We start from the raw sequence: 24,886 nt of genomic DNA on the forward strand, positions 1-24,886 counted from the left end.
GCGGTCTGCCCCGGTGGTCCTAAGCGACGCTGCGCACCGGCAGGCTGCGCACCCGCTTGCCGGTGGCGGCGAAGATGGCGTTGCACAGCGCCGGCGCCACCGGCGGCACCGGCGGCTCGCCCACGCCGCCTGGCGGCAGAGCGTGGTCGTCGTTGACCAGGTGCGTGCGGATCACGCGCGGCGATGCATTATGGCGCAGGACTTCATAGTCGTAGAAGTTGTTCTGCTTGACGCGCCCCTTCTCGAAGGTGATCTCGCCCAGCAGCGCCAGGCTCAGGCCCATGATGGCGCCGCCTTCCATCTGCGCGCGGATGCGTTCGGGCTTGATCTGCGGGCCGCAGTCCAGCGCCATGTCCACGGCCACCACCCGCACTTCGCCCTTCTCGTCCACCGCCACCTCGACCACCGTGGCCGTGTAGCTCATGAAGCTGTAGCAAAACGCCAGGCCCAGGCCGTGCCCCTTCGGCAGCTCGCGCCCCCATTTGGCGCCGCTGGCCGCCGCCTCGATCACCCCGCGCAGGCGGCCGGTGTCGTAGGGATAGCGTTCGGGCGATTCGCTGTAGTTCCAGGTGTCCGCCAGCGTGCCCGGATCGATGCGGCGGGCCGGGCCGATCAGGTCCAGCGCATACTGCTTGTGGTCCTGGCCGGCGCGGTGCGCCAGCTCGGCGATGAAGCACTGCGCCGCGAACGCGTGCGGAATGTTGGCCACCGAACGGAACCAGCCGATGCGGGCGTGGGCGGCGACCTCGGCCGTTTCGACCCGCACGTTCGGAATCACGTAGGGCATGTTGATGGCCGACATGGCCGACTCGAACAACTGCTCGCCCTTGGCCCCCTCGGTGAACAGCGACGCGATGGTCGGCGCGGCGCTGCGGTGCAGCCAGGATTGCACCTTGCCGTCCTTGCCGACCACGGCCTCCAGGTGCTCGGCCGACACGGTATGCAGGTAGTCGTGGTGGATGTCGTCTTCTCGCGTCCACACCAGCTTGACCGGCGTGCCGGCGGGCATGGCCTGGGCCACGATGGCGGCCTCGTCGACATAGTCCGGCTTGGACTTGCGGCCAAAGCCGCCGCCCAGCAGCAGCACGTGGACCTTGACGTTTTCGGGCTTGAGCTTGAGGCGCTTGGCCACCGCCTCCTGCGCGGCCGCCGGATTCTGCACCGAGGTCCAGACCTCGGCCGCGCCGTCCTGGATCCGCACCGTCGCCACCGGCGTCTCCATTGACGCATGCGCCAGGTGCGGCACGTGGTATTCCGCCATGAAGCGCTCGGTCTCGCCGGCCTTGGCCCAGGCCTGCGGCGCATCGCCCTGGTCGCGCACCACCTTGCCCGGCTTGCGGCTGGCCTCGGTCAGCGTCTCGCGGTAGGCGACCGAGTCGTAGGCCGCGTTGGGGCCATCGTCCCATTCGATGGCGAGCGCGGCGCGGCCCTGCATCGCGGCCCAGGTATTGCTGGCCACCACCGCCACGCCCCCCAGCGGCTGGAAGGCCGGCGCGCCGGCCATGGCGGGAATCTCCACCACCTTCAGCACGCCGGGCACCGCCAGCGCCTTGGCGCTGTCCACGCGGCGCAGCTTGCCGCCCACCACCGGCGGGCGCGCCACCACGGCATAGACCATGCCGGGCAGGCGCATGTCCATGCCGTACATGGCCTCGCCCTTGCCGATGGCCTCCAGGTCGACCAGGCGCACCTCGTCCTTGCCGATATAGCGGAATTCGGCGCGGGTCTTGAGCTTGACCGCGTCGCCCGCCGGCACCGGCAGCTTGGCGGCGTCGGCCGCCAGCTCGCCATAGCCCAGCCGCCGGCCGGAGGGCGCATGGACGACCTCGTGCTGCGTGGCGCGCACCTCGGCCAGCGGCACCGACCAGCGCGCGGCGGCCGCCGCTTCCAGCATCTGCCGGGCCGCGGCGCCCACGCGCCGCATCGGCATCAGGAAGTGGCGCACGCTGCGCGAGCCGTCCACGTTCTGGTTGCCATAGCGCGCTTCGTCGGCGTCGGCCTGCACCACCCGCACCCGGTCCCAGGCCGCTTCCATCTCGTCGGCCACCACCATCGGCAGGCTGGTGCGCACCCCGGTGCCCATCTCGGCGCGGTGCGCCACGATGGTCACGGTGCCGTCTGCCGCGATCGAGACAAACGCCAGCGGGTCGTCCACCGTGCCGCCCGGCATGGAATCGGCGCCATACTTTTTGGGCTCGTCGGCCGCCCACACCGCGCTCACCAGGCCATTGCCGGTCACCGCCAGGGTCAACGCGCCCAGGCCGCCCTTGAGGAAACCGCGCCGCGAAACCTGCATCGTGGTCGTCATCATTTGCCTCCCTGGGCCAGTTGCGCGGCCGCCTGCTGGATGGCGGCGCGGATGCGCGGATAGGTGCCGCAGCGGCAGATGTTGCCGCTCATGGCCTCGTCGATCTGCTGTTCGGTCGGCGCCGGCGTGGTCTTGAGCAGCCCCACCGCCGTCATGATCTGGCCGGCCTGGCAGTAGCCGCACTGCGCCACGTTGTTTTCCACCCAGGCGCGCTGCACGGTGCGCCCGACCGGGTCGGCCGCCATGCCTTCGATGGTGCTGACGGCCCGGCCCGCCGCGGCGGACACGGGCGTCACACAGGCGCGGGTCGGCTGCCCGTCCAGATGCGTGGTACAGGCGCCGCACAGCGCCATGCCGCAGCCGAACTTGGTGCCGGTCATGCCGAGCTCGTCGCGCAGCACCCACAAGAGGGGCATATCGTCGGGAACGGAGACTTCCTTGGGCTGACCGTTGACTTGCAATCGTGTCATGGCGGGATCCTCATGGGGCGTGGCGGGTGGGGGAGCGGGCAAGGACGGTCCAGCGTGCCTGCCCACAAGCATTTTCCGCAATCGCGCCCATCGCTGGTAGCGCATTTCGCTGAATTTCTTGCCTGATCCTATGAGGGATTGATGACTTTGTGTGCAAGCCGTTCCCGGGCGAGTACAGTGCGCCCAGGAGGTTGCGGCCAACCATGACACTGACACCCGATGCGGCGGCGCATCATGACATTTCCTGCCAGGCGCTGGCGCGCGTCATCGGCGGACGGACCCCGGGGCCGGGCGACTTCGACACCGCCATTGCGGGGCTGGGCCTGTTCCGACGCGACGCGGTGGCGCCGGCCTGCGCCTGCCTGGTCGAACCCAGCATCGTCCTGGTCGTGCAGGGCGCCAAGCAGATGTGGATCGGCGGGCAGGCATTTCCCTACGATACCTCACGCTTCCTGATCACGTCACTGGACCTGCCCGGCGATTCGGAAGTCACCGCGGCGACGCCCGAGCGCCCCTGCCTGGGGCTGGCGCTGAAGCTGGACCTGCGCATCCTGGCCGAGCTCATCGCCCAGGGCGACACGCTGGCGCCGCGCGAACGCGCCCAGGGAATCGGTGTCGGCATCGGCACGGCAACCCCGACCATCCTGGCGCCGTTCACGCGCCTGCTGGCCCTGCTCGACGAACCCGACGCCATCCCCGTGCTGGCGCCGCTGGTGCTGCGTGAAATCCACTACCGCCTGTTGATGAGCGACCAGGCCGCCAGGCTGCGGCAGATCACCGCCGTGGATGGCCAGGGCCAGCGCATCGCGCGGGCGATCTCATGGCTGAAGCGGCACTACGCGCTGCCGTTGCGGGTGGAGGACCTGGCCGCGCGCGTGCAGATGAGCCCGCCGACGTTCCACCACCATTTCCGCCAGCTGACCGCCATGAGCCCGCTGCAGTACCAGAAGTGGCTGCGGCTGAACGAGGCGCGGCGGCTGATGCTGAACGAATACCTGGACGTGGCCAGCGCCGCGTTCAAGGTGGGGTACGAAAGCCCCTCGCAATTCAGCCGCGAGTACAGCCGCCTGTATGGCGTGCCGCCCAAGCGCGACATCGCGGCCCTGCGCGGACAGCCCGGCGCCAGCCCGGGGCCGGCCGGGCCCGCGCCCGCGGACGTCGTGGGAGCCTGAGCCGGCAGGCGCACGCCGCGCCAGGTCCTGGCACGCCCCCGCTCATCCCGCCCGGCCTGGCAGGCCCGCCAGCCGCGTCAGGGCCATCTCCAGGTCCGCGAAAGCGGGGCCGCCCAGGCAGAGCCGCACGCCCGCCCGGCGGTCCGCGGCATCGACCATCATGCTTTCCGGCGGCGTCAGGCGCACGCCCCTGTCGGCGGCGGCGGCCACGAAGCGCCGGGCCGCCGCGCTCGCCATCGGCAGCCAGGCATGATAGGCGTCGGCAGACAACGCCAGGGCATGCGTCCCGAGGATCGACGCGGCCAGGCCGGCGCGCCGCCGCGCCTCATGCAGCAAGTCGCGCTGCAATGCGGCGATCATGCCGCTGGCCTGCCATTCCTGCACCACGGCACAGGCAAGCGCGGACGGCCCCGCTGGCAGGTCGCGCAACCGTTCCCGCGCCGCGTCGCGCAAGGCGGCGGGCAGCGCCAGCGCGCCGATCTGCAAACCCGGGCCGAGCGCCTTGGACATGCCATTGACGTGCAGGCAGAGGTCCGGCGCCAGGGCCGCCAACGGCGGCAGATGGGGCGCCGCCACCGAATAGACGCCGTCTTCGATGATCCATGCGCCCGCGCGGCGGCAAAGGTCGACGATGGCCCGCCGCCGCGCCGCGCCCATCGTCGCGGTCGTCGGATTGTGCAGGGTCGGGGTCAGGTAGACCGCCCGGCCCGCCGTTGCCGGGGTCGCCTCGAGCGCGGCGGCGAGCGATTGCGGCACCATGCCCTCGCCATCGATCTCGACGCCCCGCACACGGCAGCCCTGCCGCCGCGCCAGGGCCAGGGCGCCGGGATACGTGAGCCTCTCGGTCAGCAGCAACCCCCGCGGGCCGCAGGCCAGTTCGATGGCCAATGACAGCGCCTGGCGCGCGCCGCTGGTCAACACCAGGTGCGAGGCCTCCACGGGCAGGCCGACGGTTTCGAGCCAACGCGCCAGCGCGCGGCGGTGTTCCAGGTGGCCGCCCGGCGGCGCGTAGAGATTGAAATGGTCGGCGTCGATCCTGCGCGCGATGCCGGCCAGGGTGCGCGCCAGCACGCGCGCATCGAGGGCGGCCGGCGGGGCGTTGGAAGACAGGTCGATTACCGCGTCGCCCGGCGCCTGCCGGCTTGCGACGAACGTGCCGCGCCCCTGCACGCTGCGCGTCAGGCCGCGCCGCTCCAGCGACACATAGGCCTGGGTCACCGAACCCAGGCCGATGCGCAGCCGCTTGGCCAGGTCGCGGTGCGCCGGCAGGCGGTCGCCGCCGGCCAGCCGCCCTTCGACGATATCGTCGGCCAGCGCCAGCGCCAGGCGCTCGGCCGGGCTGGCCTCGATGTTCGCCAGGCGGGGAATCCAGGGCGATTGCAGCAGCATCCGGGCGGCCTCCAAAAATAAGCGTCACATGACACTTTTTGCTGTCTTCAATAGTGTAACGTTGATCCCGCAGTCTCCCGCCCGTTCGCTGCCGGATGCTCCGGCCGCGATGTCGGCCGGCCTGGAGGAACCCATGTTCAGCCACGTTACCGTCGGCACGCGCGATCTCGAACGCGCAGGCCGCTTCTATGATGCAGTGCTGTCCCCGCTCGGACTGCGCCGCCGCCCCGTCTCGCCCGATGGCGGCCCGGCGGCGCTGTGCTGGGTCGCGGCGCACGCCGCGCTGCCGCGCTTTTACGTCTACACCCCTTATGACGGCGAACCCGCGAGCGCGGGCAACGGCGCCATGACGGCCTTTCTGGCGCCTTCGACGGGCGCGGTCGACGCGGCGCACGCCGCCGGCCTGGCGCACGGCGGCGCCGACGCAGGCGCCCCCGGGCCCCGCCCGCGCTACGGCAACGGCTATTACGGCGCCTACCTGCGCGATCCCGACGGCAACAAGATCCACATCGTCCACCGCGCCGACCTGCTGCCCTGAGGGCGCAAGGCGGTGTCTCACCCGGAGCAAGCCGGCATGAATGCCAGCCACCTCGCCATGGTCTATGGCACCTATCTGATCGCCACCGCCAGCCCGGGGCCCAGCACCATGGCCATCATGGCCACGGCAATGCGCGACGGCCGCGGTCCGGCCCTGGCGCTGGCGGCCGGCGTCGTCACGGGTTCGCTGTTCTGGGCGCTGCTGGCCGCCACCGGCATCGCCGCCGTGCTCAACGCCTATGCGCAGGCCCTGGCGCTTCTCAAGATCGCGGGCGGCCTTTACCTGTTGTACCTGGCCGCGCGCACGGGCCGGTCCGCCTTGCGGCCGGCCGCGGCCTGCGCGGCGCCGCGCGCGGCGGGCAGCACAGGGCGACTCGGCGCCCGTTACCGCCAGGGCGTGTTCATGCACGTCGGCAATCCCAAGGCCATCATGGCCTGGACCGCCATCATCTCGCTCGGGATGGGTCCGGACGGCGCCGCCCACGAACTGCCGGCCATCGTGGGCGGCTGCGTGGCCCTGGGCGTGGGCGTGTTCGGCGGCTACGCGCTGCTGTTCTCGACCGCGTCGATGGCGGCCCTGTACGCGCGAGCGCGGCGCGCCATCGAAGGCGCGCTCGCCGCCGTGTTCGCCGCCGCCGGGCTGAAGCTGCTGTTCTCGCGCGGCTGAGCCCGCATGGATCGCCCTCCCCTGCCCGCGCCGCGCGGCGCGGCTTCCCTTTCATCGAACTGCGCACTGACATGATGCCTCTCACTGTCCATATGGTCGACGTCTTCGGCGCCAGCCCGCTTGCCGGCAATCCGGTCGCGGTCGTCAGCGGCGCCGACGCGCTGTCGACGTCCGACATGCAACGCCTGACGCGCTGGTTCAACCTGTCGGAGACCACGTTCCTGGTCGCGCCGACCGATCCGCAGGCCGACTACCGCGTCAGGATCTTCACGCTGGACCGCGAAATGCCCTTTGCCGGCCACCCCACGCTGGGCACCTGCCACGCGTGGCTGGCGGCACATGCGCCGCGCCACGATACCCACGTCATGCAGGAGTGCGGCGCCGGACTGGTGCGCATCCGGCGCGACCCGCGGCGGCTGGCCTTCGCCGCCCCGCCGCTGATCCGCGCGGGCGCGCCGGACGCGGACGAACTGGAGCAGGCGCGGCGGCTGCTGGGCATCGAGGCCCGCGACATCCTGGCCGCGGCCTGGGTCGACAACGGCCCGGGATGGCTGGGAATCCGGCTGGCGTCGGCGGAGAAGGTGCTCTCGCTCGAACCGGCCGGACGCTGGCCGACGCCGGTCGACATCGGCGTGATCGGCCCCCACGCGCCGGGCGGCGAAGCCGCATTCGAAGTGCGCGCGTTCTTTTCCGACCCTGCTGGCGCCATCGTCGAGGACCCGGTCACCGGCAGCCTGAACGCCGCGCTGGCGCAGTGGTTCTTCGCGCAGGGATGGATCGACCACGACTATGTCGCCGCCCAGGGCACGCGCCTGGGCCGGCGCGGCCGCGTCCATCTATCGCGTGACGACAGCGGCCAGGTCTGGGTCGGCGGCGACACCCGCATCCATGTAAGCGGCACGCTGCAGGCCGTTTGAGCGGTTGGGAGGGCCGGATCGATCGCGTTAGCATGGAAGCACCTGACAGCAAGCACCACAGGAGGCACCATGGAAAACACCAAATGGGATTTCCAGATCGAACGCCCGGTCCACGACGACGGCGCCTGGCGCATCGGGTACACCTTGATCTCCCCCGCCGCCGGTCCGGGCAGGGAACGCATCGCCATCGATGAACGCTTTGCGTCCGCCCAATCCGCCATCGACGAAGCGACCCGCCTGGCGCAGATCCACGTGGCGGACCTGAACGGCGACACCGCGACCTTCGACAAGCCGACCGCCGCCGAGCAGCCGTTCGGCAGGCATACGCGCTTCTGAGCCGGCGCCCCGCCGGACGCGGGAGCGCCGCTTGCTGGCAACGGGGCCTGGCCATCCGCGCCTTCCCGTTACCAGGAGCCCGCCATGCCCCATCCCGACTCGACGCCGCGCCTGCCACGCGCGGCGCCCCCTTCCCCCGCCGCGCCCGCGCCGCGCGCTCCTGCCGATTCGGAGGACGCCCGCGGCCAGGCGCCGGGCAACGCCGTGCCGGAAGAGGACATCGAACCGGCCGATGCCACCGCCGACGATCCGCATCCCGCGCAGGCCGGACGCGCCGCCAACGCTCCCTGGCTGCGCCGGATGCGCGAGATCGACGCCGCCCGCCCCGGCTTTCCCGGCGAGCACCTGGCGGTGCTGGGCCTGGGCGTATGGCTCACGCGGCGCGGCATGCGCGGCGGCACGCCGCTGCGCCGCATGCTGCTGACCCTGGCCGGCACCACGCTGGTCGGCCGCGCCGCCAGCGGCACGGGCGGCATCGCGCGGGTGGCGCGCGTGCTGCGGCGGCTGGGCTGAACCACGGCCCGCGGCCGCCACGGGCATAGCGATTGCTGCGCCGCTTTGCGGAGCGCACTGCCGCGTTCCGCAAACAGGAGATTCACATGGTTCCCATCCAGATCTTGCGCGCAGCCCTGCTCGGCATCGCCTGCGTGATCGTGCTGCCCGGCTGCGCCGCGGAAGGCGGCCGCCGCAGCACCGGCCAATACACCGACGACGTGGCGGTGACGGCGCGGGTCCGCGAAGCCTTGATCCGCGCACCCGGCCTGCGATCCAACACCATCCAGGTCGAAACCTACCGCGGCACGGTGCAGCTGAGCGGCTTCGCCGACGACGAAGACAGCGCCGCGAACGCCATCGCGGCCGCGCGCCAGGTGCCCGGCGTGAACGAAGTGCGCAACAACATCCAGGTCCGCAAGCCGCAGTGAGGCGGCCCTTCATCCGGCAGGCGCCCGGCGGGAGAAGCGTCCGTGCATGATCCCCTGTTCGCGATCCTCTGGTATCTCATCCTGCCGCTGTGGCTGCTGGCGGGGTTCGCGGACTGGCTGTGCCATCGCGCCAGCCACATTGCGCAAACCGCCGGGCCGAAGGAATCGGCGCTGCACCTGCTCATGTTCGGCGAGATCGGGGTCGGCTTGCTGGCCTGCCTGTTCCTGGAAATCAACGCGCTGGTGTTCGTGTTGCTGATCGTGATCTTTTTCCTGCACGAGGCCACCGCGTTGTGGGACGTTTCCTACGCCGTACGGCATCGACGCGTATCGCCGCTGGAGCAGCACGTGCACAGTTTCCTGGAGATCCTGCCCCTGGCGGCGGGCCTGGTCGTGGCCGCGCGCCACTGGGACGCGTTCCTGTCGGTGTTCGGACTGGGAACGGTCGCCGCCGACTGGCGCTTGCGACCCAGCCTGCCCACGGCTCCCGCCGGACACGTGGCGGCGTTGCTGCTTGCCTCTGTCTGCCTGGCGCTGGCGCCGTACGCGCAGGAATGGTGGCGCGCCTGGCGGGTGAAGCGGGCATAGGCCACGCCGCTCCCGGGAACGCCGGGTGCTGTGCCGGCAAGCCCGAGGCTATCCCGCAAGGAGTCCGTCATGTCCGTCCCCGCCCGTATTCCCGACCCCATTGGCTCGCCCCCCGCCGGCCCCAGCGACTCGTCGGATTCTCCCAGCGATCTGCCGGCGTCGTCCCCTCAAAGCGACAGCGACGCCCAAGGCACCGGCGACCGGCCTGCCGCCGACCCCTTGACGCCGGAGGATGCCGGCAGCGATATCGCCCCCGACGGCGTGGTCGACGAAACCGGCGCCGGCGTGTCGCATGCGCCGCCGGACGCGGCACGCAACGGCGGCCGTCCCGGCCCGGCGCCCGACGACGACGCGGCCTGAGGCGCGCCCTTGAGCCATGCGCCGTCAAGCGATACCGGGGCATTGCGCCGCGGCGGTAAAAAATACCGCTGCCCCGTTGTGGTCCGCGTTGTGGTCCGGCCCCCGCCGCCGGGAACGCGGCTTGCTGCTGCCCAAGGCGGCCTGATGGGCTGGCCGTCATCGATGCTCGCCACCCCTTTCACGATGCCCTATCCAACTCCAGGAGAATTCCATGACCCTCCGCACCCTGACCACGGTTTCGCTGTTCGCGCTGTTCGCTCTCGGCGGCCCGCAAGCCGGCATGGCGCAGCAGGCCGTCCCATCCGCGCCGGCCCCGACCAAGCTGGACAGCGGCGATCGCGACTTTATGGAAAACGCCGCCCAGGCCGGCCACCTGGAAGTCGAGGGTAGCAAGCTGGCCCTGGAAAAGGCGCGCAGCGGCGAGGTGAAGACCTTCGCGCAGAAGATGATCGATGACCATGGCAAGGCCGGGCAGCAACTGGCCGCGCTGGCCAAGAGCAAGGGGTACGAAGTGCCCACCGAGCCTTCGCTGGTGCAGAAGGCGCGCCTGCAGGCGCTGGGCCTGCGCGACGAGGGCTTCGACAAGGCCTACGCCGACGAAATCGGCGTGGGCGCGCATGAAGATGCCGTCAAGCTGTTCGAAAAGGCGTCGAACGACGTCAAGGACCCCGACGTCAAGCAGTTCGCCATCCAGACGCTGCCCACCCTGCAACAGCACTTGCAGATGGCCAAGAGCTTGAAACAGGCCACCGACAAGTAATGACCGCGACGGGTATGGCTGCCCGGGGGATCGTGCCATGGACCGTGATGAGTTGCTGGCGCGCATGTTGGCGACCTCCGTTTCCGACCGGCCCCTGGCCGATTGGCCGGAGGTCCTGTCCGACTACGCGCAAAGCCTGGCGGCACTGAAGGAAAAGCTGTCGCCACGGGAAATCGAGGCCCTGGTCCGCGCCGGCGCCGACTTCTACAGAACGCTGGCGCGGGCCGAACAGTACCGGCAGGCGTCGGTATGGAGCAGCCCGCCATGAGCCACCCCAAGACGGCTTCGTCTTCGGTGCTGATCGGCAACGCGGTGGTGTCGCTGACGCCGCCGCGGGCGAGTTCAGGCGCCGCCCGGGTTGCCGCGGCCAATGCCGACCAGGCGCCCGCCGCCGCACCACTGCCCCTTGCCGTCGACCCGCCCCGGGGCCGCGCCCGACTGTCCTTGAGCCTGCGGCTGGCGCTGATGCTGTGGGCGCTGGGCGCGGCCCTGCTGGCCACGCTGACCCTGCTGTCGCGCCTGCCGGCCTGAACCGTGCTGGCGGCGCCGCGACCTGGCGCGGCCAGCCTCGCGGCATGCGCGCCAGGGCCGGCATTCGCCCGCCCCCGGCCGCCGCCTACCGCCCGAATTCGTTGCTCTTGCTGCCTCCCGAGCCCGCCCTGCCGCCGGGCAGCCGGCCGTCAGGCGCCGGGTTGGCCGTGGACCCCTTGACCGTGCCCTGCCCTGGCGTGGGTTGGGTGGCGCCATCGGCCGGCGCGCCCTTCGGTATGGTGGGCGGCGGCGCGGACGGGTCGCCCTTGGACGGCCCGGGCGCGGCGTTGGGCGGCATGGGCGCGGGCGCCGGGGCGGGTTTGCCGGATTCCTGCGCCCCCTGTCCCGCGCCGCCGGTGGCCGGCTCGGCGGCGACGCGGGTCGCGACCGGCAGGCCGACCGCCATGCCCAGGGCCAGCGCCAGCGCCTGCAGGCGCTGGCCGCGATACGAATGATGTCTCATGATTTTCTCCTGGCCGTGCGCGAGGCAGGCGGGCGCGAGGGCGGCACGCAAGGCGATGCCGCGCGCCGATTCCGCCGCGATTCAGGGCTTGCTGCGCGCGCCGGCGCCGCGATTGCGCTGGCTTTGCTGGTCCTGGCCGGTACCGATCTGCGAGGTATGGCCCGCCTTCTTCGAACGGTTCTGGGTATCCCTGTGGCTGGCCTGGCTCTCGCGCGGGGTATCGTCCAGGGAAGAATGGGTGTGGCTGTCTTTGGCTTTCATGGTGTGCCTCGTCTTTGCGGAGTGTGTCCGCCCCGGGGCAGGAATCCATCCGGGGGGCTCCCATCGGCAGCAAACGCCATGCCCGGCGGGCGTCATGGCGCGGCTGGCCGGCGCCAGCCTCAGGCCATGCCCGCCGCCGCGTCCGCGGCTGTTCGCAGCGGCCCCGCGGCACCCCGGACGGCGCCGGCCTCGCTGGAAAAATACGCCACCGTGCGCGCCATGCCTTCGACCGGCGCGATGCGCGGCGTCCACCCGAGCCGCTCCCGCGCCAGCGAGATATCCGGGCAGCGGTGCGTCGGGTCGTCGACCGGCAGGTCGCGATGCACCAGCGGCACGTTGGCGCCCGTCAGGGTGCGGACCATGTCCGCCATTTCCAGCATCGTCAGTTCCGCGGGATTGCCCAGGTTCACCGGCCGCACGTCCGGCGGCACGCTTTCCATCAGGCGCACCAGGCCGTCGATCAAGTCGTCCACGTAGCAGAACGAACGGGTCTGCGTGCCATCGCCATAGATGGTCAGTGGCTTGCCGGCCAGCGCCTGGACGATGAAGTTCGACACGACGCGGCCGTCATCGGGCGACATGTGCGGTCCATAGGTATTGAAGATGCGCGCGATGCGCACGTCCACGCCTTCATGCGCGGCGTACTCCATGAAGATGGTCTCGGCGCAACGCTTGCCCTCGTCGTAGCAGGAGCGCGGCCCCACCGGGTTCACGTGGCCCCAATAACCTTCGCGCTGCGGATGCTCCAGCGGATCGCCATAGACTTCGCTGGTGGACGCCTGCAGCACGCGCGCGCCGCAGCGCCGCGCCAGCTCCAGCAATTGCATGGCGCCCAGCACGCAGGTGCGCAACGTCTTCAAGGGATCGGCCTGATAGTGCACCGGCGAAGCGGGGCATGCCAGGTTGTAGATGCGGTCGACCTGCACATCGGCGAGCGGCTCGACGATGTCGTGGCGCACCACGGCAAAGCGCGGATGGGCCGCCAGCATCGCCACATTGCGCGACCGCCCGGTCTGGAAGTTGTCGACGCACATCACCTCCCAGCCGTCGGCAAGCAGGCGCGCGCACAGGTTGGAGCCCAGGAATCCCGCGCCGCCCGCCACCAGGGCGCGCCCCTTGGGCAAATTCATCATGTTCATGCCGCCTCCATAAGCGAGTCGAATGCGTTCAGCCAGTCGGCCACGAAGCGTTCCATGCCGAAGCGGCGCAGGGCGGTTTCACGCCCCGCCGCCCCCCACGCCCGGGCCAGTTCGGGTTCGGCCAGCAGTTGCCGCGCCACCTGCGCCAGGCGTTCGATGCGCGTGTCCACGTAGCCGTTCACCCCGTTGCTGATGACGGTGGGCAATTCGGTGGCGCCGAAGCCCACCACCGGCACGCCGCAGAGCATGGCCTCCACCAGTGACAGCCCGAGGCTGGCGTAGCGGATCGGGCTGAAGAAATAGCGGTAGCGCGCCAGGCAGGCCGCCACTTCCATATTGGGCACTTCTCCCAACCCGCCGAGGGCCTGCGAGTCCATGCCGATCAGGTCCAGCGGGGTCTGGGCGCGCATGCGCTCGAACAGGTCCAGGCCGATGCGACGGCCGCGGCGCGCCAGGTGGTTGACCACCACGATGCCGCGCGCCACGCTGCCGTCATACGCCACTCGGGGCGGCGGCACGCCATGTTCGATGACCCGCACCGGCATGTCGCCGTTGTCCCACATGTGCGCGTTGAACGGCGTCACGTGGACCAGCAGGCCGCGCGGGTGGTGAAACGGATGGCGGGTGTCGGTGGGATGCGGTTCCGGCGGATTGTGCTCCAGGTAGGCGCTGGGCAGCGCGCGCTGCGCGTCGTCCAGCAGCAAGCGGGCATCCTCCAGGTTCTGGCGCGACTGGTACAGGACGCAGTCCAGGCGCTGGTCGCGCAGCGCGGCCGCTGGCACCTGGACGAGGTTGTCCCCCCAGGGGATGCGGCTGCCCAGCGCGCCGTACCCGGCCGGATTTCCCGGCAGCACCGGTATCACGAAGTCGTGCGGCACCTGTCCCAGGGCATAGAGATAGTTGCCGTGGACGTGCCAGGTCAGGATGCGCAGGCGCCGGCCGCGCGGCATGCGGGACTGGGTCATGGCAGCCCCCGTGCCAATTGCTCCTGCGCCCGCGCCAGCACGTCGGCCACCGTAACCCGCAGCGCGCAGGGGTGGCCGATCGGGCAGCTTTCGTAGGCGCACGGCCGGCACGGCACGGGCGCGGCCAGCACCATGTGGCGCCGGCTGTCGCGCGGCGCCCAGCGGCGCGCATCGCTGCCGCAGGCGATGACCACGCTGCGCGCGCCCATGGCCGCGGCCAGGTGCGAGACGCCGGTGTCATTGCATACCAGCAGGCGGCTGGCGCGCAACAGCGCCGCCAGGCTGCCCAGCGTGGTGGCGCCGCACAGGTCGGGCAGCGCCAGCCCCGCGCGCTGGCGCAACTCGCGCGTCAGCGCCCGCTCGGCGTCCGAGCCGGTCAAGGCGACCTGCCAACCCGCGCCGCGCAAGGCGCGCGCCACCTCGGCGTAGCGCGCCAGCGGCCAGCGCCGCGAGCGCAGCCGCGCGCCCGGGTGCACCAGCACCAGGCGCGCCGGATCGAGCCCATGGCGGCGCAACAAGGCCCGCGCGGCGGCGGCATCTTCGTCGCCGCACGGGAATTCCAGGCGGTCGTCGGTGGCGGGCAGGCCCAGAAAGCGCAGCAGCGCCAGATAGCGCTGCGGCTCGGGCAGGTCGTCGGGCCAGCACAGGCGCCGCCCCTCGATCTGCGCGCCGGCGTCGGCCACGAATCCGCCCCAGCGGGCCGCGCCCAGCTGGCTCACGATCCGGTTCGAATGAACGCCGCTGCCGTGCATCTGCAAAGCCACGTCGGGCCGGGCCGCCCGCACCCGGCGAAAGAAGGCCGGCAATTCATCCGGCCGGCAGGCCTGCTCGGGGAACTCCGCAATGCCAGGGAATTCGATCAACTCGTCGACGTAGGCGTGGAAGCGGGCCACGAATTCGCGCGCGCCGGCCAGCCCGATCAACGAAATCCTGGCCCGCGGGAAGGCCTGGCGCAGGGCGCGCAGCGCCGGCACGGCGCACAACATGTCGCCCAGCTGCAACGCCCGGAATACGGCGATCCGGTTTGCGGGAGGCGTGAGCAGCGCGGCCGTCATGGCCTGGCCCTGGCGAATCGCAACAGGCCGATGGCGCGCCAGCCGATCGACAGCAGCGGAATGCAGGCGGACGTGATTGCCAGGTCGGCGACGTCGCGCACGGTCTGGCGGGTGCCGCGCAGGCGCCGCCGGAAAAAAAGGGCAGTGAGCCCCAGCCACACCGCCAGCGCGGCCATGGCGCCGGCGCGCCATCCCAGCGCCGCCAGGGCGAGCGCGCACACCAGGGACGCGGTGACCGCCAGATAGAAGCGCGGCGGCCGCGCGCGGATGCGGCTGCGATACAGCAGCGGATACTTCCTGCGCAGCAGCATGTCGAACATTACCTTTTTCTGCATGCCCAGCCCGGCCGCGAAACCTGCCGGCCGCAGCGGGTGCGTCACCCGCGCGTGGCGCGCGCGCCGCACCGCCATGCCATGGTCGAGCAGGGCAAAATGCAGGTCGGAATCCTCGCGCCACGCCATGGTGTAGCGCGGGTCGAAGCCGCCCACCGCCACCAGCGCCGAACGTTTCACGAAGCAGTTGGCCGTGATGAACTCGGCCCGGGTCAGGCCGGCCGCGTCCCGCTCATAATCGTTGGGCGGATCCGGCAGCGGCATGTCGGTCTCCCCGGTCACCGCGGCGACATCCGCGTCCAGCGCGCGCACGCCGTGGCGCAGCCAATCCGGGTGGGCGATGGTGTCGTCATCCGTGAACGCGATGATTTCGGCCTTGGCGCCGCGCCAGCCGAGATTGCGGGCGCCGGCCGGCCCCCGGGTGCCGGACACCGGCAGGTACCGCAAGGCCGGCATGCCGCCCCATTCGCGCCGCAGCCCTTCCACCTGGCGCCGGGTGGCGGCACTGGCGGCGTCGTCGCACACCAGCACCTCGTAGGCGTCGCGCGGAAAATCCTGGCGGGACAAGGCGGCCAGGCAGCGCGCCAGCAGCGCCGGCCGCTTGTAGGTCGGCACCACCACCGAAACGGAAGGCGTCGCGGGCGCGTTCATCGCGGCTTCTCCACCAGATAGGAACCGATGACCAGCGCGTCCAGCGGCGACGTCCAGAAGCACTCCACCGCATCGCGCGGCGTGCATACCACCGGCTCGCCGCGGGTGTTGAACGAGGTATTGACCAGCACCGGCACGCCGGTCAGGCGCTCGAAGGCGGCCAGCAGGTCGTAGTAGCGCGAGTTCTGGTCGCGCCGCACGGTCTGCACGCGCGCGGTGCCGTCGATATGGCGCACCGCGGGAATGCGGCTGGCCCGGTGCGGCAGCACGTCGTAGACGAACAGCATGAAGGGCGCGCAGATGGCGTCCGCGCCGCGGCCGTCGAACCATTGCGTGGCGCGCTCTTCCATGACGACCGGCGCCACCGGCCGGAAGTCCTCGCGGTCCTTCAGCCCGTTCAGGCGCGCCTGCATGGCGCTGTCCAGCGGCGAGGCCAGGATGGAACGGGCCCCCAGCGCGCGCGGCCCGAACTCCATGCGCCCCTGGAACCAGCCGATGATCTTTTCCTGCGCCAGCAGCGCGGCGGTCTCGCCGGCCACGTCGTCGAGCCGACGGAAATCCAGCTTGGCGCCGTACAGGAAGCGCTCGATCTCCTCGTCGCCGTAGGAAGGCCCCAGATAGGCGTGCTCCATGGCCCATGCGCGCTTGCCGCCGCGCCGGTGATAGTCCACGTACAGCGCCGCGCCCAGCGAGGTGCCGGCATCGCCCGCGGCCGGCTGCACCCAGACGCTATCGAACGGACCATCGCGCGCGATGCGGGCGTTCATCACGCAGTTCAGCGCCACGCCGCCCGCCATGCTGAGATGGCGCGCGCCGGTTCTCTCGTGCAGCCACTGCGCCATGTGCAGCGCCGTTTCCTCCAGCACGTACTGCAGCGAACTGGCGATATGCTTGTGCCTGTCCTCGAACGGCGCGCCGCGCTGGCGCGGCGGACCGAAGCGTTCGGCCAGCCGCGCCGGCTGCACCGAATAGCCGCCCTCTTCCTCCAGCCGCAGGATCTCGCGGAACTCCTTGCGGAATTCGGGCTTGCCGAACGAGGCCAGCGCCATCACCTTGTACTCGTCGGAAGAATGCAGGAACCCCAGGTAGCGGGTGACTTCCTCGTACAGCAGCCCCAGGGAATGCGGCAGGTCGATCTGCTTGAGCCGGGCGTACTCGCCATCGGAGAAATGGCCATAGCTGGTGGTGGTGCGTTCACCGCGCCCGTCCATGGTGAGCACGGCCGAATCCGCACAGGGCGCCGCCAGGAACGCGCTGGCCTCGTGGCACAGGTGGTGATCCAGGAACACCCAGCGCTCCATGATGTGATCCAGCGTCAGGGCGTCGAAACGCGGCGACTTGAGGTGGTGCGGCACGCCGTCCAGCAGCTGGCGCGGCGCGTTCACCAGGTACGACAGGAACAGCGGGTCCCAGGGCGACTCGCCCGCCGCGCCGAGGGCGGCGCGCGAAGGCTCCAGCGGCAGCGTGATGTCGCCGGCCAGCGGCCGGCTGCCTGCCAGCAGCGCCGGGTCATACGAGTAGACGATGTGGTCGACATCGCGCAGGCGGATGTCGCCCGCCGACAGGCAGTAATCGATCGCATGGTAGGGCAGCTGCCAGGTGGTGAACGGCACCGGCCGCTTGCCATGCTTGACGCGCGTGAAGCGCTCCTCCTCGGCCGCCGCGACCACGGCGCCGTCGCGCACCAGGGTGGCCGAACAATCATGATAGGCTGCGTTGATTCCTAGGGTAAACATGGCATCTCCTTCCTGGCGGCGCGGGCATCGGCCCGCCCGCCGCCAAGCAATTCCCGCGCCGCGGCCGCGACGCGCTCGGGATCGACACCGGCCAGGCAGGCGTGGTGGCCCTGCGGGCACACGCTGCGATAGCAGTATCGGCAGGGAACGTCCTGGTTCAGCACGCGCGCGGCGGTCATCCAGGGGGTGTGCTGGGGATTGGTCAGTGCGTACAGATCCACCACCGGCCGCCCGAGCGCGGCAGCGATGTGCGCCGGCCCGCTGTTGTTGCAGATGAGAACGTCGGCCGCCTCCAGCACCGCGCCCAGTTCGCCCAGGCTGAGTTCGCCCGACAGGTCGATCAGGCCCGGCAGCAGCGGCCGCGCGGCGGCCAGGGCCGGCGCCAGCGCCGGGTCCTCATGGCCGCCCAGCAGCAGGATGCGGCGACCGTCGCCGCGCAGCGCGGTCAGCGCCCGCACCATCAGTTCCGCCGGATAGCGCCGTGAAGGGGCGGTGGCGCCGGCATGCGCGCAAATCCAGCCGCCCGTCTCGGTCACGCCGTGGCGGTGCAGCTTCCAGGCCAGCGACACCCGGTCCTGCTGCCGCACCTGGAACGACAGGCCGGCATGGTCGGCGCGCGCCCCCACTTCGGCCACCAGGTCCAATTGCCGTTGCACCTCGTGGCGGATGCCGTCGGCGGGCTCCGTCTCGCGCACCCAGTCGGTGATGAGGCGGTAGGGATTCTCGCGGCAGTAAGCCAACACGCGCGGGATGCCGGCCAGGTGGCACAGCAGTGCCGCGGGCAGCGCGCTCTGGCTGTAGGCGGTGAACACCACCGCCGCGTCCGGCCGCAAGGCGCGCAGCCGCCCGATGGCGTCCACGTCATCGGCGTTTCCCCGCGACTCATTCTTGATCCACGCGGCGTCGTAGGCCAGGACGGTGTCCAGCTCCGGCACGAACGGCGCCAGCCGCGCCCCGGAGGTCGAAGTCAGCAAGGACAGGCGGGTGGCGCCGGACTGGCGCAACGCCCGCAACGCGGGCGTGCACATCAGCACGTCGCCCATGTTGTCCAGGCGCACGCCGAGCACGTGGGCGCAATCCTGCCACCGCGGCGCCATCATCCGCCTCCCGCCTGCCCGGACGGCGCCAACGCTTGCGCCCGCGCCCTGTCTGCGCGCCCGCGCTCCGCCAGCACCCGGCGCGCCGCGGCATCCAGGTCGGGCGCGCGCGCATCCGGAATCCGAAGCGGACCCTCGCGCCATTCGGTCTCGTTGCCCACGTCCAGCAACAGGCTGCGGCAGCCGGCGCGGTGGCCGGCCTCGACGTCGTCGAGGATGTCGCCGATGAACCAGGACGCGGACAGGTCCAGGCCCAGCTCCGCGGCGGCCTGCAACAGCAGGCCCGGCCTGGGCTTGCGGCAAGCGCACTCGACGGCGTAGCCGGCGACGCGGCCCTGCGGATGGTGCGAGCAACAGTAAAAACCATCCAGGCGCGCCCCGGCGGCGCGGAACATCGCCGCCAGCCGGGTCCGCACCGCCTCCAGCGCCGCCAGCGGGAACAGGCCCCGCGCCACGCCGGATTGATTGCTGATGACCACCAGCGCCACGCCGGCGGCGCCCAGGCGGTTCAGGCCGGCATGGGCCATGGGCGCATACGCCATCCGCCCCGGGTCGACATTGAACGGGACGTCGACCAGCACGGTGCCGTCCTTGTCGAGGAACACCGCCGGCCTCAAGGCCATGACGTTTCCCGCATGGGCAGCACCATGATCTCGGGCACCACCGTCTCGGCCGGTTGCGTCAGCACGAAGCGCACGGCGCGGGCGACATTGGCCGGGTCCTGCAGCGTATCCACGTCGATGTCGGGAAAGCGGTCCAGCAGAAACGGGGTGCGCATGCCGCCGGCGATCACCGCGCTCACTTTCAGGCCTTCAGCCCGCAGTTCGGCATGCAGGGCATGCGACAGCCCCATCAGGCCCCACTTGCTGGCATGGTAGGCGCTGGCATTGGGCCAGGCGCGCCGCGCCGCCGTCGAGGCCACGTTGACGATGTGGCCGCCCGGGCTGAGAAGGTCCTTGGCCAGCTTGGCCATGAGGAAGGGGCCGGTCAGATTGGTGCGCAGCACGCGCTCCCAGACATCGGCGTCGAGCTTGCCGATGGGCGCGGTGACGTCGATGCCGGCACTGTTGACGACGGCATCGAGCCGGCCAAAGCGGCGCACCACGGCATCCAGCCCGTCCTGCACATCACGCGCCACGCCCACATCCATGACGCAGCCCATGACGTCCCCGCCCTCTGCCTGGAGCCGCTCGGCCAGCTGCTGCGCGCGGCGCTCGTCGATATCGGCCACCGCCACGCGCGCGCCCTCGCCCGCCAGCATGCTGCAAAGCGCCTGTCCCAGGCCGCTGCCGCCGCCGGTCACCAGCACCACCCGCCCTTTCAAACTTTCGGATTCCTGCATCTTTCGCTCCTGATCTCAAGCCGCCATGCGCGGCGCATGCCGATCCGGCCGGGCCGCCTGCGCCGCCATCTGCCGATACACCGCCAGCAAGTCCAGCCCGACGCGCTTCCAGGTGTAGAGTCGGCGCGCCCGCAGGCGTCCGGCCTCGCCCATGCGGGCGCGCAGGGCAGGATCGGCGGCCAGTTGGGCCAGCCGCTCGGCCAGGCTGTCCGGGTCGCGCGGCGGCACCAGGAAGCCGGTCTTGCCATGCACCACCGTGCTGCGGATGCCGCCGGTATCCGAACCCACCACCGGCCGGCCGCAGGCCATGGCCTCGACCGGCGTGATGCCGAAGGGCTCGTACCACGGCGTGGTCACGAACACATCGCAGGCGCCGTAGTAGGTCGCCAGGTCATCCCGATGACGGCGGCCGGTGAACTCCACCCACGGCGCCACGCTCTCGTCCTGCGCGATCTGGCGCAGCCGCGCGATCTCGGGCGTGGCGGTGGCATCGGCGTCGTCCGAATTTCCGCCCACCACGCACAGCCTGGCGTTGATGCCGTGGCGATGGCGCAGGCGCCCGAGCGCGCGGATCACGTTGTCCACGCCCTTGCGCGGCACCATGCGGCCCAGCTGCAGCAGGGTGAAGTCCTGATGCTCCCACCCCAGCGCCTGCCGCGCCCGCGTCATGGGCCGGGGCGCCATCTCGGCGGCGTCGTAGCCGCAGGGCACGATGTCGATCCGGCGCGGGTCGGCGTCGTACAACGCCATCAGGTCGCGGCGGTCCTGCGGGCACTCGGCGATGATGCGGTCGGCGCGGCGCACGATCTCGGTTTCGATATCGAAGCGGCTGTCCGGGAACAGGTCGGCCTCCTGCTGGTGCTGGCGACGCACCTTGCCGAGCGCGTGGAACGTCACGGCCAGCGGGATGCCGTAGCGCTGCGCGAGCGGCAGCGCGGCCCAGGCCGACATGAAGAAATTGGCATGAATGATGTCATAGGCCTTGTCCTGCCTGGCGGCATGGCGCAGCAGGTAGCGCGAGAAATCATCCATGTAGGGCAGCATCTGCTCCTTGGGCAGATAGACTTCCGGCCCGGCCGGCACGTGCACCACCTTGACCCCGGGCATCCAGGCGTGTTCCGGTTCCAGTTCCCGATTGTCCTTGCGGGTGAAGACGTCGACCTGCAGGCCGGCGCGCGCCAGTTCGCGCGCCACGTGCGCGACGTAGACGTTCTGTCCGCCACTGTCGACGCCGCCGGCAACCGCCAGCGGCGAAGCGTGTTCACTGATGATGGCGATCTTTTTCATTGTTCCGCTCCGGTTCGGACGGGCGCCCCGGCGATGCGGATGCGGTTGTCCACGTCCTGCACGCCAGCGCAACTGTCGGTGCAGTCCTCGATGCGATGCTTGGTGCGGCGGTCCGGCACGGTGCCGGTCAGGGTGACGCAGCCATCGGCCACGTCCACCGACACGTCGCTCACGTCCAGGCCGCTGTGCGCCAGGTATTCGCACACAATCTCGCGCACGCGCTCGTCCGAACGCACATAGCCCTTGGGGTCGGTGCGTCCGGCCTGGCGCTCGCGCCATGAGGTCATGCCGCCCAGCGGTTCGCCGCGTTCGGCGGTGGCGAACGACATCATCTCGGCATCGTCGCGCCACGGCGGCCGGTTGCCGTAGAAGCCGCCGTCCTCGCTGCCGTACGAGTCCGGGCCTGACGGCGCGGCGCGGCGGGACGGCTCGCGGCCGTACACCTGCTGGCGCTGATAGGAAGGATCCTCATTGCTGAAGCCGCCGTAGCTGCTCTGGCCCGGATCCGCGCTGCGGCTGCGCACGCCGGCATGCGTGCGGCGGGCGCCCGGCGCGCCGCGGGTGCCCTGGCCCTGGTAGCCATAGGACGGGGCCGGGTCCCGCCATGGCTCGCGGTCGGGATCTTCCTGATATTGGCGAGGCGGCTGTCCGGGTCGATGATTCATGTCGGCTCTCCTGTTGCGATTCGAGAAAAACCGCGGGTACGGGTCCCGCGTGGATGCACCGATATCGCAAGTGCTGTGCCGAACCGCGATGCCGGGCACGGCGAGTGGGGACGACATGATGAGCTGCGGCGAACGCCATGCCGGCGCGGCGTCCGTGGCGCCGGGCGGACGCGATCCGGTACTTCTTACTATGCCGTGTAAGAAGTGCCGGGCCGCTCAGGCCGCGGAAGCGCCGCGGGCGGGCGACGGCGGCAACAAGGTCCCGACGGTGGCCAGCAGCTCGTTGGGATCGACCGGCTTGGCCAGGTGGACCTGGAATCCCGCCAGCAGGCTGCGCAACCGGTAATCGGGACTGGCGTGGCCGGACAGCGCGATGGCGGGCAGGCGATGCGCCAGCGCCGCGCCGCGCTCGGCTTCGAGCGCGCGGATGCGGTCGATCACTTCATAGCCATCGATATCGCCGAGCGACAGGTCGCAGATCAGCACCTGTGGCCAGCGCGCCGCCGGCAGGGCTTCGAGCGCGGCCAGCACCTGCTGGCCGTCGGCGTACTGCGCGACGCGCGCGCCCTGCTCGCGCAGGATCTCGGCGACCATCTCGCGCGCTTCGGGCTGGTCGTCGACAAGCACCACCGCCACGCCGTGCAGATCGGGCAGGTTCATGTCGGTGCGCAACGCAGCCGGCTCCACCGCGCGCACCGGGAAATCCACCGAATACGCCTGGCCGCCGTCGTTCGCGGGCGCGCCGTGGAACGCGCCGCCCTGGCGTTGCGCCTGCGCCGCCAACTGCGCCGGATCGATCGCCACCGCCGCCCGCAGCGCGTCGGTTGGATTCAGGTGAAAGTCAGCATCGGACAGCGCCGGGTCGCGGCCCGGTTCGCCGCGCCCGTCCGTCACCGTCAAGCGGGTCAGCGGCCCTTCGCGGTGCAGGCGGATGCCCACGCGCCCGCCCGGCGGCGTGACCGCGATGGCGTGCAGGCACAGGCTCCACACCAGTTGCTGCAGCTCGCTGGGATCGCCGGTGATGCGCGCGGCCTCGCCGCCGATCTGCGTGTACAGGTTGACGCCTTTTTCCTGCGCGGCCTCGCGCGAGGCGTCCAACACGCCGGCGACCACGGCGACCAGATTGACCGGCTGCCGCGTCGAACGCCCCTGCGCTTCCTCCAGGGCCGATTGCTGGCGCTGCAAGGCCCACATCTGCGCGTACATGCCCTGCCTGGCCAACAGCTCCTCGTGCCTGCCCTGCTCGACGATGCGGCCGTGATCCAGCACCAGGATGTTGTGCGCGTGCACGATGGTCGACAGGCGGTGCGCGATGATCAGCGTGGTGCGGCCCGTGGAGATGCGCTGCAGTTCCGCCTGGATCGCGCGCTCGGTGCGCGTATCCAGCGCCGAGGTGGCTTCGTCAAATACCATGATCGCCGGATTCTTCAGGATGGCCCGCGCGATCGCGATGCGCTGGCGTTCGCCGCCCGACAGCTTGACGCCGCGTTCGCCCACCGGCGTGTCGTAGCCGGCCGGCAGGCTTTCGATGAATTCGTGCACGCGCGCTCCCCGCGCCGCCTGGACCACCTGGTCGGACGTGGCGCCGGGCTTGCTGTAGGCAATGTTGTAGGCGATCGTTTCGTTGAACAACAATGTATCCTGCGGCACGATTCCCAACGCGCGGCGGATGCTGCGCACATTGACCGCGCGCAGGTCCTGGCCGTTGATCGACACGCGGCCGCTGTCCACGTCATAGAAGCGGAACAACAGGCGCGCCAGGGTCGACTTGCCCGAGCCGCTGCCCCCAACCACCGCCAGCGTGGTGCCGGCGGGCACCGAGAAATCGATGTTCCACAGAATCTGCCGGCCCGGCTCGTAGCCGAAGCCGACGTTTTCGAAACGAATGTCCCCGCCCCCGGGTTCCAGGGACGGCAAGGCCGGATCATCGCCGGTCTCGACCGGCTGGCGCAGCAGGTCGCAGACGCGCTCCGCATTGACGAACGCCTCCTTGGCCTGGCGAAAGACCAGGCCCAGCGTGTTCAAGGGCAGGCAGATCTGGATGATGTAGGCATTGACCAGCACCAGGTCGCCGACCGTCATCTGGCCGCCCACCACCTGTTGGCCGGCCAGCACCATCACCGCCGCCACGCCGCAGGCGATGATGCCGCTCTGCCCTACGTGCAGCCGCGACAGCGAGCGCTGGTTGCGCACGCCCACCTGGGCCCAGTCGCCCAGCACGCCGCCCAAGCGCTCGGCCTCCAGCCCTTCATTGGCATTGAGCTTGACCGCCTCGTAATTCAGCAGGCTGTCGACCATGCGGCCGCTGGCCCTGGAGTCCAGTTCGTTCAGACGCCGCTGATAGGCCATGCGCTTGCGCACCAGCACGCGGGTGTAGGCGGAATAGGCCGTGAAGGTGACCAGCACGATGAGCGCGAACCAGGCGCTGTAGCCCATCACCAGGATCAGCACCACCGACACGATCTCCACCAAGGTCGGCAACAGCGTGAACAGGCCGGTTCCCAGCAGGAAACCAACACCGGTGGTGCCGCGCTCGACGTCCCGCGCCAGCGCGCCGGTCTGGCGCGCGCCATGAAAGCGCGACCCCAGCCTTTGCAGCCGGGAAAAGACCGACACGGTGAAATCGGCGACCGTCCGCTGCACGACCTGGGAGAACACCACGTCGCGCAGTTCCGTGAATACGCTGCCGCCAAAGCGCACCAGGGCATACCCCAGCAGCAGGAATACCGGCAGCGTCAGCAGGCCGGGCGCGCTCAAGGTGTCGACGATGTGCTTGAGCAGCACGGGCACCAGCACCATCAGCAGCTTGGCGGCGACCAGCAGCGCCAGCGCGGCGGCCGTGCGTCCCCGATACTTCCACAGGGCTTGCAGAATCGTGCGCGTCACCGCGTTGCGCGCTTCGCGGGCGTTTTTCGTGTCGGATCCGTTCATGGCC

General features: G+C 70.8%; 28 protein-coding genes. 12 read left to right on the forward strand and 16 right to left on the reverse strand.

What is annotated here, in order from left to right; genetic code table 11:
• Positions 1-19 precede the first annotated feature (19 nt).
• Together ACUTAG_RS04145 and ACUTAG_RS04150 are read right to left on the reverse strand one after the other, a co-directional pair.
• A complete protein-coding gene (locus tag ACUTAG_RS04145; RefSeq protein WP_045953267.1) occupies positions 20-2,308 on the reverse strand; it encodes a xanthine dehydrogenase family protein molybdopterin-binding subunit in 2,289 nt (762 codons plus the stop codon).
• On the reverse strand, positions 2,308-2,778 hold the full coding sequence (locus tag ACUTAG_RS04150; protein ID WP_049053983.1) for a (2Fe-2S)-binding protein: 471 nt from the start codon (positions 2,776-2,778) through the stop codon (positions 2,308-2,310). The genes ACUTAG_RS04145 and ACUTAG_RS04150 overlap by 1 nt, the downstream gene beginning before the upstream one ends.
• 203 nt (positions 2,779-2,981) lie before the next feature.
• On the opposite strand from ACUTAG_RS04150, the gene ACUTAG_RS04155 reads away from it, so the two are divergent.
• Entirely contained in the window at positions 2,982-3,950 is a 969-nt protein-coding gene (locus ACUTAG_RS04155; RefSeq protein ID WP_024069705.1) for an AraC family transcriptional regulator, read from the forward strand.
• 42 nt (positions 3,951-3,992) lie between these two features.
• Here ACUTAG_RS04155 and ACUTAG_RS04160 read toward each other — a convergent pair whose 3' ends face one another.
• Positions 3,993-5,339: an aminotransferase-like domain-containing protein gene (locus ACUTAG_RS04160; protein ID WP_446649996.1), complete on the reverse strand. Its 1,347-nt coding sequence runs from the start codon at positions 5,337-5,339 to the stop codon at positions 3,993-3,995.
• Positions 5,340-5,472: 133 nt separating this feature from the next.
• On the opposite strand from ACUTAG_RS04160, the gene ACUTAG_RS04165 reads away from it, so the two are divergent.
• The 11 genes from ACUTAG_RS04165 (at position 5,473) to ACUTAG_RS04215 (ending at position 10,958) form a co-directional block, all read left to right on the forward strand.
• Positions 5,473-5,877, forward strand: coding sequence for a VOC family protein (locus ACUTAG_RS04165; RefSeq protein WP_020928694.1), 405 nt, complete (start codon positions 5,473-5,475; stop codon positions 5,875-5,877).
• Between the two features lie 36 nt (positions 5,878-5,913).
• Positions 5,914-6,543 carry a LysE family translocator gene (locus ACUTAG_RS04170; RefSeq protein ID WP_038504060.1) on the forward strand — a complete coding sequence of 210 codons (630 nt, stop codon included), beginning with the start codon at positions 5,914-5,916 and terminating at the stop codon, positions 6,541-6,543.
• A 74-nt stretch (positions 6,544-6,617) separates the two neighbouring features.
• Positions 6,618-7,460 (forward strand): PhzF family phenazine biosynthesis protein, encoded by an 843-nt coding sequence (locus tag ACUTAG_RS04175; RefSeq protein WP_446650454.1) that lies wholly within the window; start codon positions 6,618-6,620, stop codon positions 7,458-7,460.
• A 69-nt stretch (positions 7,461-7,529) separates the two neighbouring features.
• On the forward strand, positions 7,530-7,796 hold the full coding sequence (locus ACUTAG_RS04180) for a hypothetical protein (protein ID WP_006384599.1): 267 nt from the start codon (positions 7,530-7,532) through the stop codon (positions 7,794-7,796).
• Positions 7,797-7,880: 84 nt separating this feature from the next.
• Complete coding sequence (locus ACUTAG_RS04185; protein ID WP_446649997.1) at positions 7,881-8,309, forward strand: hypothetical protein; 429 nt, start codon at positions 7,881-7,883, stop codon at positions 8,307-8,309.
• An 86-nt stretch (positions 8,310-8,395) separates the two neighbouring features.
• Positions 8,396-8,719: a BON domain-containing protein gene (locus ACUTAG_RS04190; RefSeq protein WP_024069710.1), complete on the forward strand. Its 324-nt coding sequence runs from the start codon at positions 8,396-8,398 to the stop codon at positions 8,717-8,719.
• Between the two features lie 42 nt (positions 8,720-8,761).
• Positions 8,762-9,307, forward strand: a complete 546-nt coding sequence (locus tag ACUTAG_RS04195; protein WP_049054760.1) for a hypothetical protein — start codon at positions 8,762-8,764, stop codon at positions 9,305-9,307.
• Positions 9,308-9,376: 69 nt separating this feature from the next.
• A complete protein-coding gene (locus ACUTAG_RS04200) occupies positions 9,377-9,667 on the forward strand; it encodes a hypothetical protein (RefSeq protein WP_054470555.1) in 291 nt (96 codons plus the stop codon).
• A gap of 211 nt (positions 9,668-9,878) precedes the next feature.
• Complete coding sequence (locus ACUTAG_RS04205) at positions 9,879-10,427, forward strand: DUF4142 domain-containing protein (protein ID WP_446649998.1); 549 nt, start codon at positions 9,879-9,881, stop codon at positions 10,425-10,427.
• 37 nt (positions 10,428-10,464) lie between these two features.
• The gene (locus ACUTAG_RS04210) at positions 10,465-10,695 is read left to right on the forward strand and encodes a hypothetical protein (RefSeq protein ID WP_006384560.1); all 231 of its coding nucleotides are present in this window, start codon (positions 10,465-10,467) and stop codon (positions 10,693-10,695) included.
• Positions 10,692-10,958: a hypothetical protein gene (locus ACUTAG_RS04215; protein WP_446649999.1), complete on the forward strand. Its 267-nt coding sequence runs from the start codon at positions 10,692-10,694 to the stop codon at positions 10,956-10,958. Before ACUTAG_RS04210 ends, ACUTAG_RS04215 begins: the two co-directional genes overlap by 4 nt.
• 85 nt (positions 10,959-11,043) lie before the next feature.
• Here ACUTAG_RS04215 and ACUTAG_RS04220 read toward each other — a convergent pair whose 3' ends face one another.
• The 13 genes from ACUTAG_RS04220 to ACUTAG_RS04280 all read right to left on the reverse strand — a co-directional run bounded on the left by ACUTAG_RS04220 (position 11,044) and on the right by ACUTAG_RS04280 (position 24,882).
• Positions 11,044-11,421: a hypothetical protein gene (locus ACUTAG_RS04220; protein WP_038504065.1), complete on the reverse strand. Its 378-nt coding sequence runs from the start codon at positions 11,419-11,421 to the stop codon at positions 11,044-11,046.
• Between the two features lie 81 nt (positions 11,422-11,502).
• Complete coding sequence (locus ACUTAG_RS04225; RefSeq protein ID WP_020928704.1) at positions 11,503-11,682, reverse strand: hypothetical protein; 180 nt, start codon at positions 11,680-11,682, stop codon at positions 11,503-11,505.
• 119 nt (positions 11,683-11,801) lie between these two features.
• Entirely contained in the window at positions 11,802-12,815 is a 1,014-nt protein-coding gene (locus ACUTAG_RS04230) for a UDP-glucuronic acid decarboxylase family protein (protein WP_054437194.1), read from the reverse strand.
• Positions 12,816-12,817: 2 nt separating this feature from the next.
• Positions 12,818-13,786, reverse strand: coding sequence for a glycosyltransferase (locus ACUTAG_RS04235; RefSeq protein ID WP_390624453.1), 969 nt, complete (start codon positions 13,784-13,786; stop codon positions 12,818-12,820).
• Entirely contained in the window at positions 13,783-14,841 is a 1,059-nt protein-coding gene (locus ACUTAG_RS04240; protein ID WP_437263411.1) for a glycosyltransferase family 9 protein, read from the reverse strand. The genes ACUTAG_RS04235 and ACUTAG_RS04240 overlap by 4 nt, the downstream gene beginning before the upstream one ends.
• Positions 14,838-15,824, reverse strand: a complete 987-nt coding sequence (locus ACUTAG_RS04245) for a glycosyltransferase (protein ID WP_149895313.1) — start codon at positions 15,822-15,824, stop codon at positions 14,838-14,840. Before ACUTAG_RS04245 ends, ACUTAG_RS04240 begins: the two co-directional genes overlap by 4 nt.
• Complete coding sequence (locus ACUTAG_RS04250; protein WP_446650000.1) at positions 15,821-17,560, reverse strand: carbamoyltransferase family protein; 1,740 nt, start codon at positions 17,558-17,560, stop codon at positions 15,821-15,823. Before ACUTAG_RS04250 ends, ACUTAG_RS04245 begins: the two co-directional genes overlap by 4 nt.
• The gene (locus ACUTAG_RS04255; RefSeq protein WP_047991349.1) at positions 17,548-18,660 is read right to left on the reverse strand and encodes a glycosyltransferase family 9 protein; all 1,113 of its coding nucleotides are present in this window, start codon (positions 18,658-18,660) and stop codon (positions 17,548-17,550) included. The genes ACUTAG_RS04250 and ACUTAG_RS04255 overlap by 13 nt, the downstream gene beginning before the upstream one ends.
• Positions 18,657-19,280, reverse strand: coding sequence for a D-glycero-alpha-D-manno-heptose-1,7-bisphosphate 7-phosphatase (locus ACUTAG_RS04260; protein WP_446650001.1), 624 nt, complete (start codon positions 19,278-19,280; stop codon positions 18,657-18,659). The genes ACUTAG_RS04255 and ACUTAG_RS04260 overlap by 4 nt, the downstream gene beginning before the upstream one ends.
• Positions 19,271-19,999, reverse strand: coding sequence for an SDR family oxidoreductase (locus ACUTAG_RS04265; protein ID WP_026382855.1), 729 nt, complete (start codon positions 19,997-19,999; stop codon positions 19,271-19,273). The genes ACUTAG_RS04260 and ACUTAG_RS04265 overlap by 10 nt, the downstream gene beginning before the upstream one ends.
• Positions 20,000-20,014: 15 nt before the next feature.
• Positions 20,015-21,286: a glycosyltransferase family 4 protein gene (locus tag ACUTAG_RS04270; RefSeq protein ID WP_148318562.1), complete on the reverse strand. Its 1,272-nt coding sequence runs from the start codon at positions 21,284-21,286 to the stop codon at positions 20,015-20,017.
• On the reverse strand, positions 21,283-21,951 hold the full coding sequence (locus ACUTAG_RS04275; protein WP_082385402.1) for a BON domain-containing protein: 669 nt from the start codon (positions 21,949-21,951) through the stop codon (positions 21,283-21,285). Before ACUTAG_RS04275 ends, ACUTAG_RS04270 begins: the two co-directional genes overlap by 4 nt.
• A 216-nt stretch (positions 21,952-22,167) precedes the next feature.
• Positions 22,168-24,882 (reverse strand): ATP-binding cassette domain-containing protein, encoded by a 2,715-nt coding sequence (locus ACUTAG_RS04280; protein WP_047991353.1) that lies wholly within the window; start codon positions 24,880-24,882, stop codon positions 22,168-22,170.
• Positions 24,883-24,886 lie beyond the last annotated feature (4 nt).

The sequence above is a fragment of the Achromobacter sp. CSND-B12 genome, from assembly GCF_052906545.1.

Bases quoted from the DNA above. Each gene is read 5' to 3' on its own strand.
- ACUTAG_RS04145 (WP_045953267.1), bottom strand. From the start codon at position 2,308: ATGACGACCACGATGCAGGTTTCGCGGCGCGGTTTCCTCAAGGGCGGC.
- ACUTAG_RS04150 (WP_049053983.1), bottom strand. From the start codon at position 2,778: ATGACACGATTGCAAGTCAACGGTCAGCCCAAGGAAGTCTCCGTTCCC.
- ACUTAG_RS04155 (WP_024069705.1), top strand. From the start codon at position 2,982: ATGACACTGACACCCGATGCGGCGGCGCATCATGACATTTCCTGCCAG.
- ACUTAG_RS04160 (WP_446649996.1), bottom strand. From the start codon at position 5,339: ATGCTGCTGCAATCGCCCTGGATTCCCCGCCTGGCGAACATCGAGGCC.
- ACUTAG_RS04165 (WP_020928694.1), top strand. From the start codon at position 5,473: ATGTTCAGCCACGTTACCGTCGGCACGCGCGATCTCGAACGCGCAGGC.
- ACUTAG_RS04170 (WP_038504060.1), top strand. From the start codon at position 5,914: ATGAATGCCAGCCACCTCGCCATGGTCTATGGCACCTATCTGATCGCC.
- ACUTAG_RS04175 (WP_446650454.1), top strand. From the start codon at position 6,618: ATGCCTCTCACTGTCCATATGGTCGACGTCTTCGGCGCCAGCCCGCTT.
- ACUTAG_RS04180 (WP_006384599.1), top strand. From the start codon at position 7,530: ATGGAAAACACCAAATGGGATTTCCAGATCGAACGCCCGGTCCACGAC.
- ACUTAG_RS04185 (WP_446649997.1), top strand. From the start codon at position 7,881: ATGCCCCATCCCGACTCGACGCCGCGCCTGCCACGCGCGGCGCCCCCT.
- ACUTAG_RS04190 (WP_024069710.1), top strand. From the start codon at position 8,396: ATGGTTCCCATCCAGATCTTGCGCGCAGCCCTGCTCGGCATCGCCTGC.
- ACUTAG_RS04200 (WP_054470555.1), top strand. From the start codon at position 9,377: ATGTCCGTCCCCGCCCGTATTCCCGACCCCATTGGCTCGCCCCCCGCC.
- ACUTAG_RS04205 (WP_446649998.1), top strand. From the start codon at position 9,879: ATGACCCTCCGCACCCTGACCACGGTTTCGCTGTTCGCGCTGTTCGCT.
- ACUTAG_RS04210 (WP_006384560.1), top strand. From the start codon at position 10,465: ATGGACCGTGATGAGTTGCTGGCGCGCATGTTGGCGACCTCCGTTTCC.
- ACUTAG_RS04215 (WP_446649999.1), top strand. From the start codon at position 10,692: ATGAGCCACCCCAAGACGGCTTCGTCTTCGGTGCTGATCGGCAACGCG.
- ACUTAG_RS04220 (WP_038504065.1), bottom strand. From the start codon at position 11,421: ATGAGACATCATTCGTATCGCGGCCAGCGCCTGCAGGCGCTGGCGCTG.
- ACUTAG_RS04225 (WP_020928704.1), bottom strand. From the start codon at position 11,682: ATGAAAGCCAAAGACAGCCACACCCATTCTTCCCTGGACGATACCCCG.
- ACUTAG_RS04230 (WP_054437194.1), bottom strand. From the start codon at position 12,815: ATGATGAATTTGCCCAAGGGGCGCGCCCTGGTGGCGGGCGGCGCGGGA.
- ACUTAG_RS04235 (WP_390624453.1), bottom strand. From the start codon at position 13,786: ATGACCCAGTCCCGCATGCCGCGCGGCCGGCGCCTGCGCATCCTGACC.
- ACUTAG_RS04240 (WP_437263411.1), bottom strand. From the start codon at position 14,841: ATGACGGCCGCGCTGCTCACGCCTCCCGCAAACCGGATCGCCGTATTC.
- ACUTAG_RS04245 (WP_149895313.1), bottom strand. From the start codon at position 15,824: ATGAACGCGCCCGCGACGCCTTCCGTTTCGGTGGTGGTGCCGACCTAC.
- ACUTAG_RS04250 (WP_446650000.1), bottom strand. From the start codon at position 17,560: ATGTTTACCCTAGGAATCAACGCAGCCTATCATGATTGTTCGGCCACC.
- ACUTAG_RS04255 (WP_047991349.1), bottom strand. From the start codon at position 18,660: ATGATGGCGCCGCGGTGGCAGGATTGCGCCCACGTGCTCGGCGTGCGC.
- ACUTAG_RS04260 (WP_446650001.1), bottom strand. From the start codon at position 19,280: ATGGCCTTGAGGCCGGCGGTGTTCCTCGACAAGGACGGCACCGTGCTG.
- ACUTAG_RS04265 (WP_026382855.1), bottom strand. From the start codon at position 19,999: ATGCAGGAATCCGAAAGTTTGAAAGGGCGGGTGGTGCTGGTGACCGGC.
- ACUTAG_RS04270 (WP_148318562.1), bottom strand. From the start codon at position 21,286: ATGAAAAAGATCGCCATCATCAGTGAACACGCTTCGCCGCTGGCGGTT.
- ACUTAG_RS04275 (WP_082385402.1), bottom strand. From the start codon at position 21,951: ATGAATCATCGACCCGGACAGCCGCCTCGCCAATATCAGGAAGATCCC.
- ACUTAG_RS04280 (WP_047991353.1), bottom strand. From the start codon at position 24,882: ATGAACGGATCCGACACGAAAAACGCCCGCGAAGCGCGCAACGCGGTG.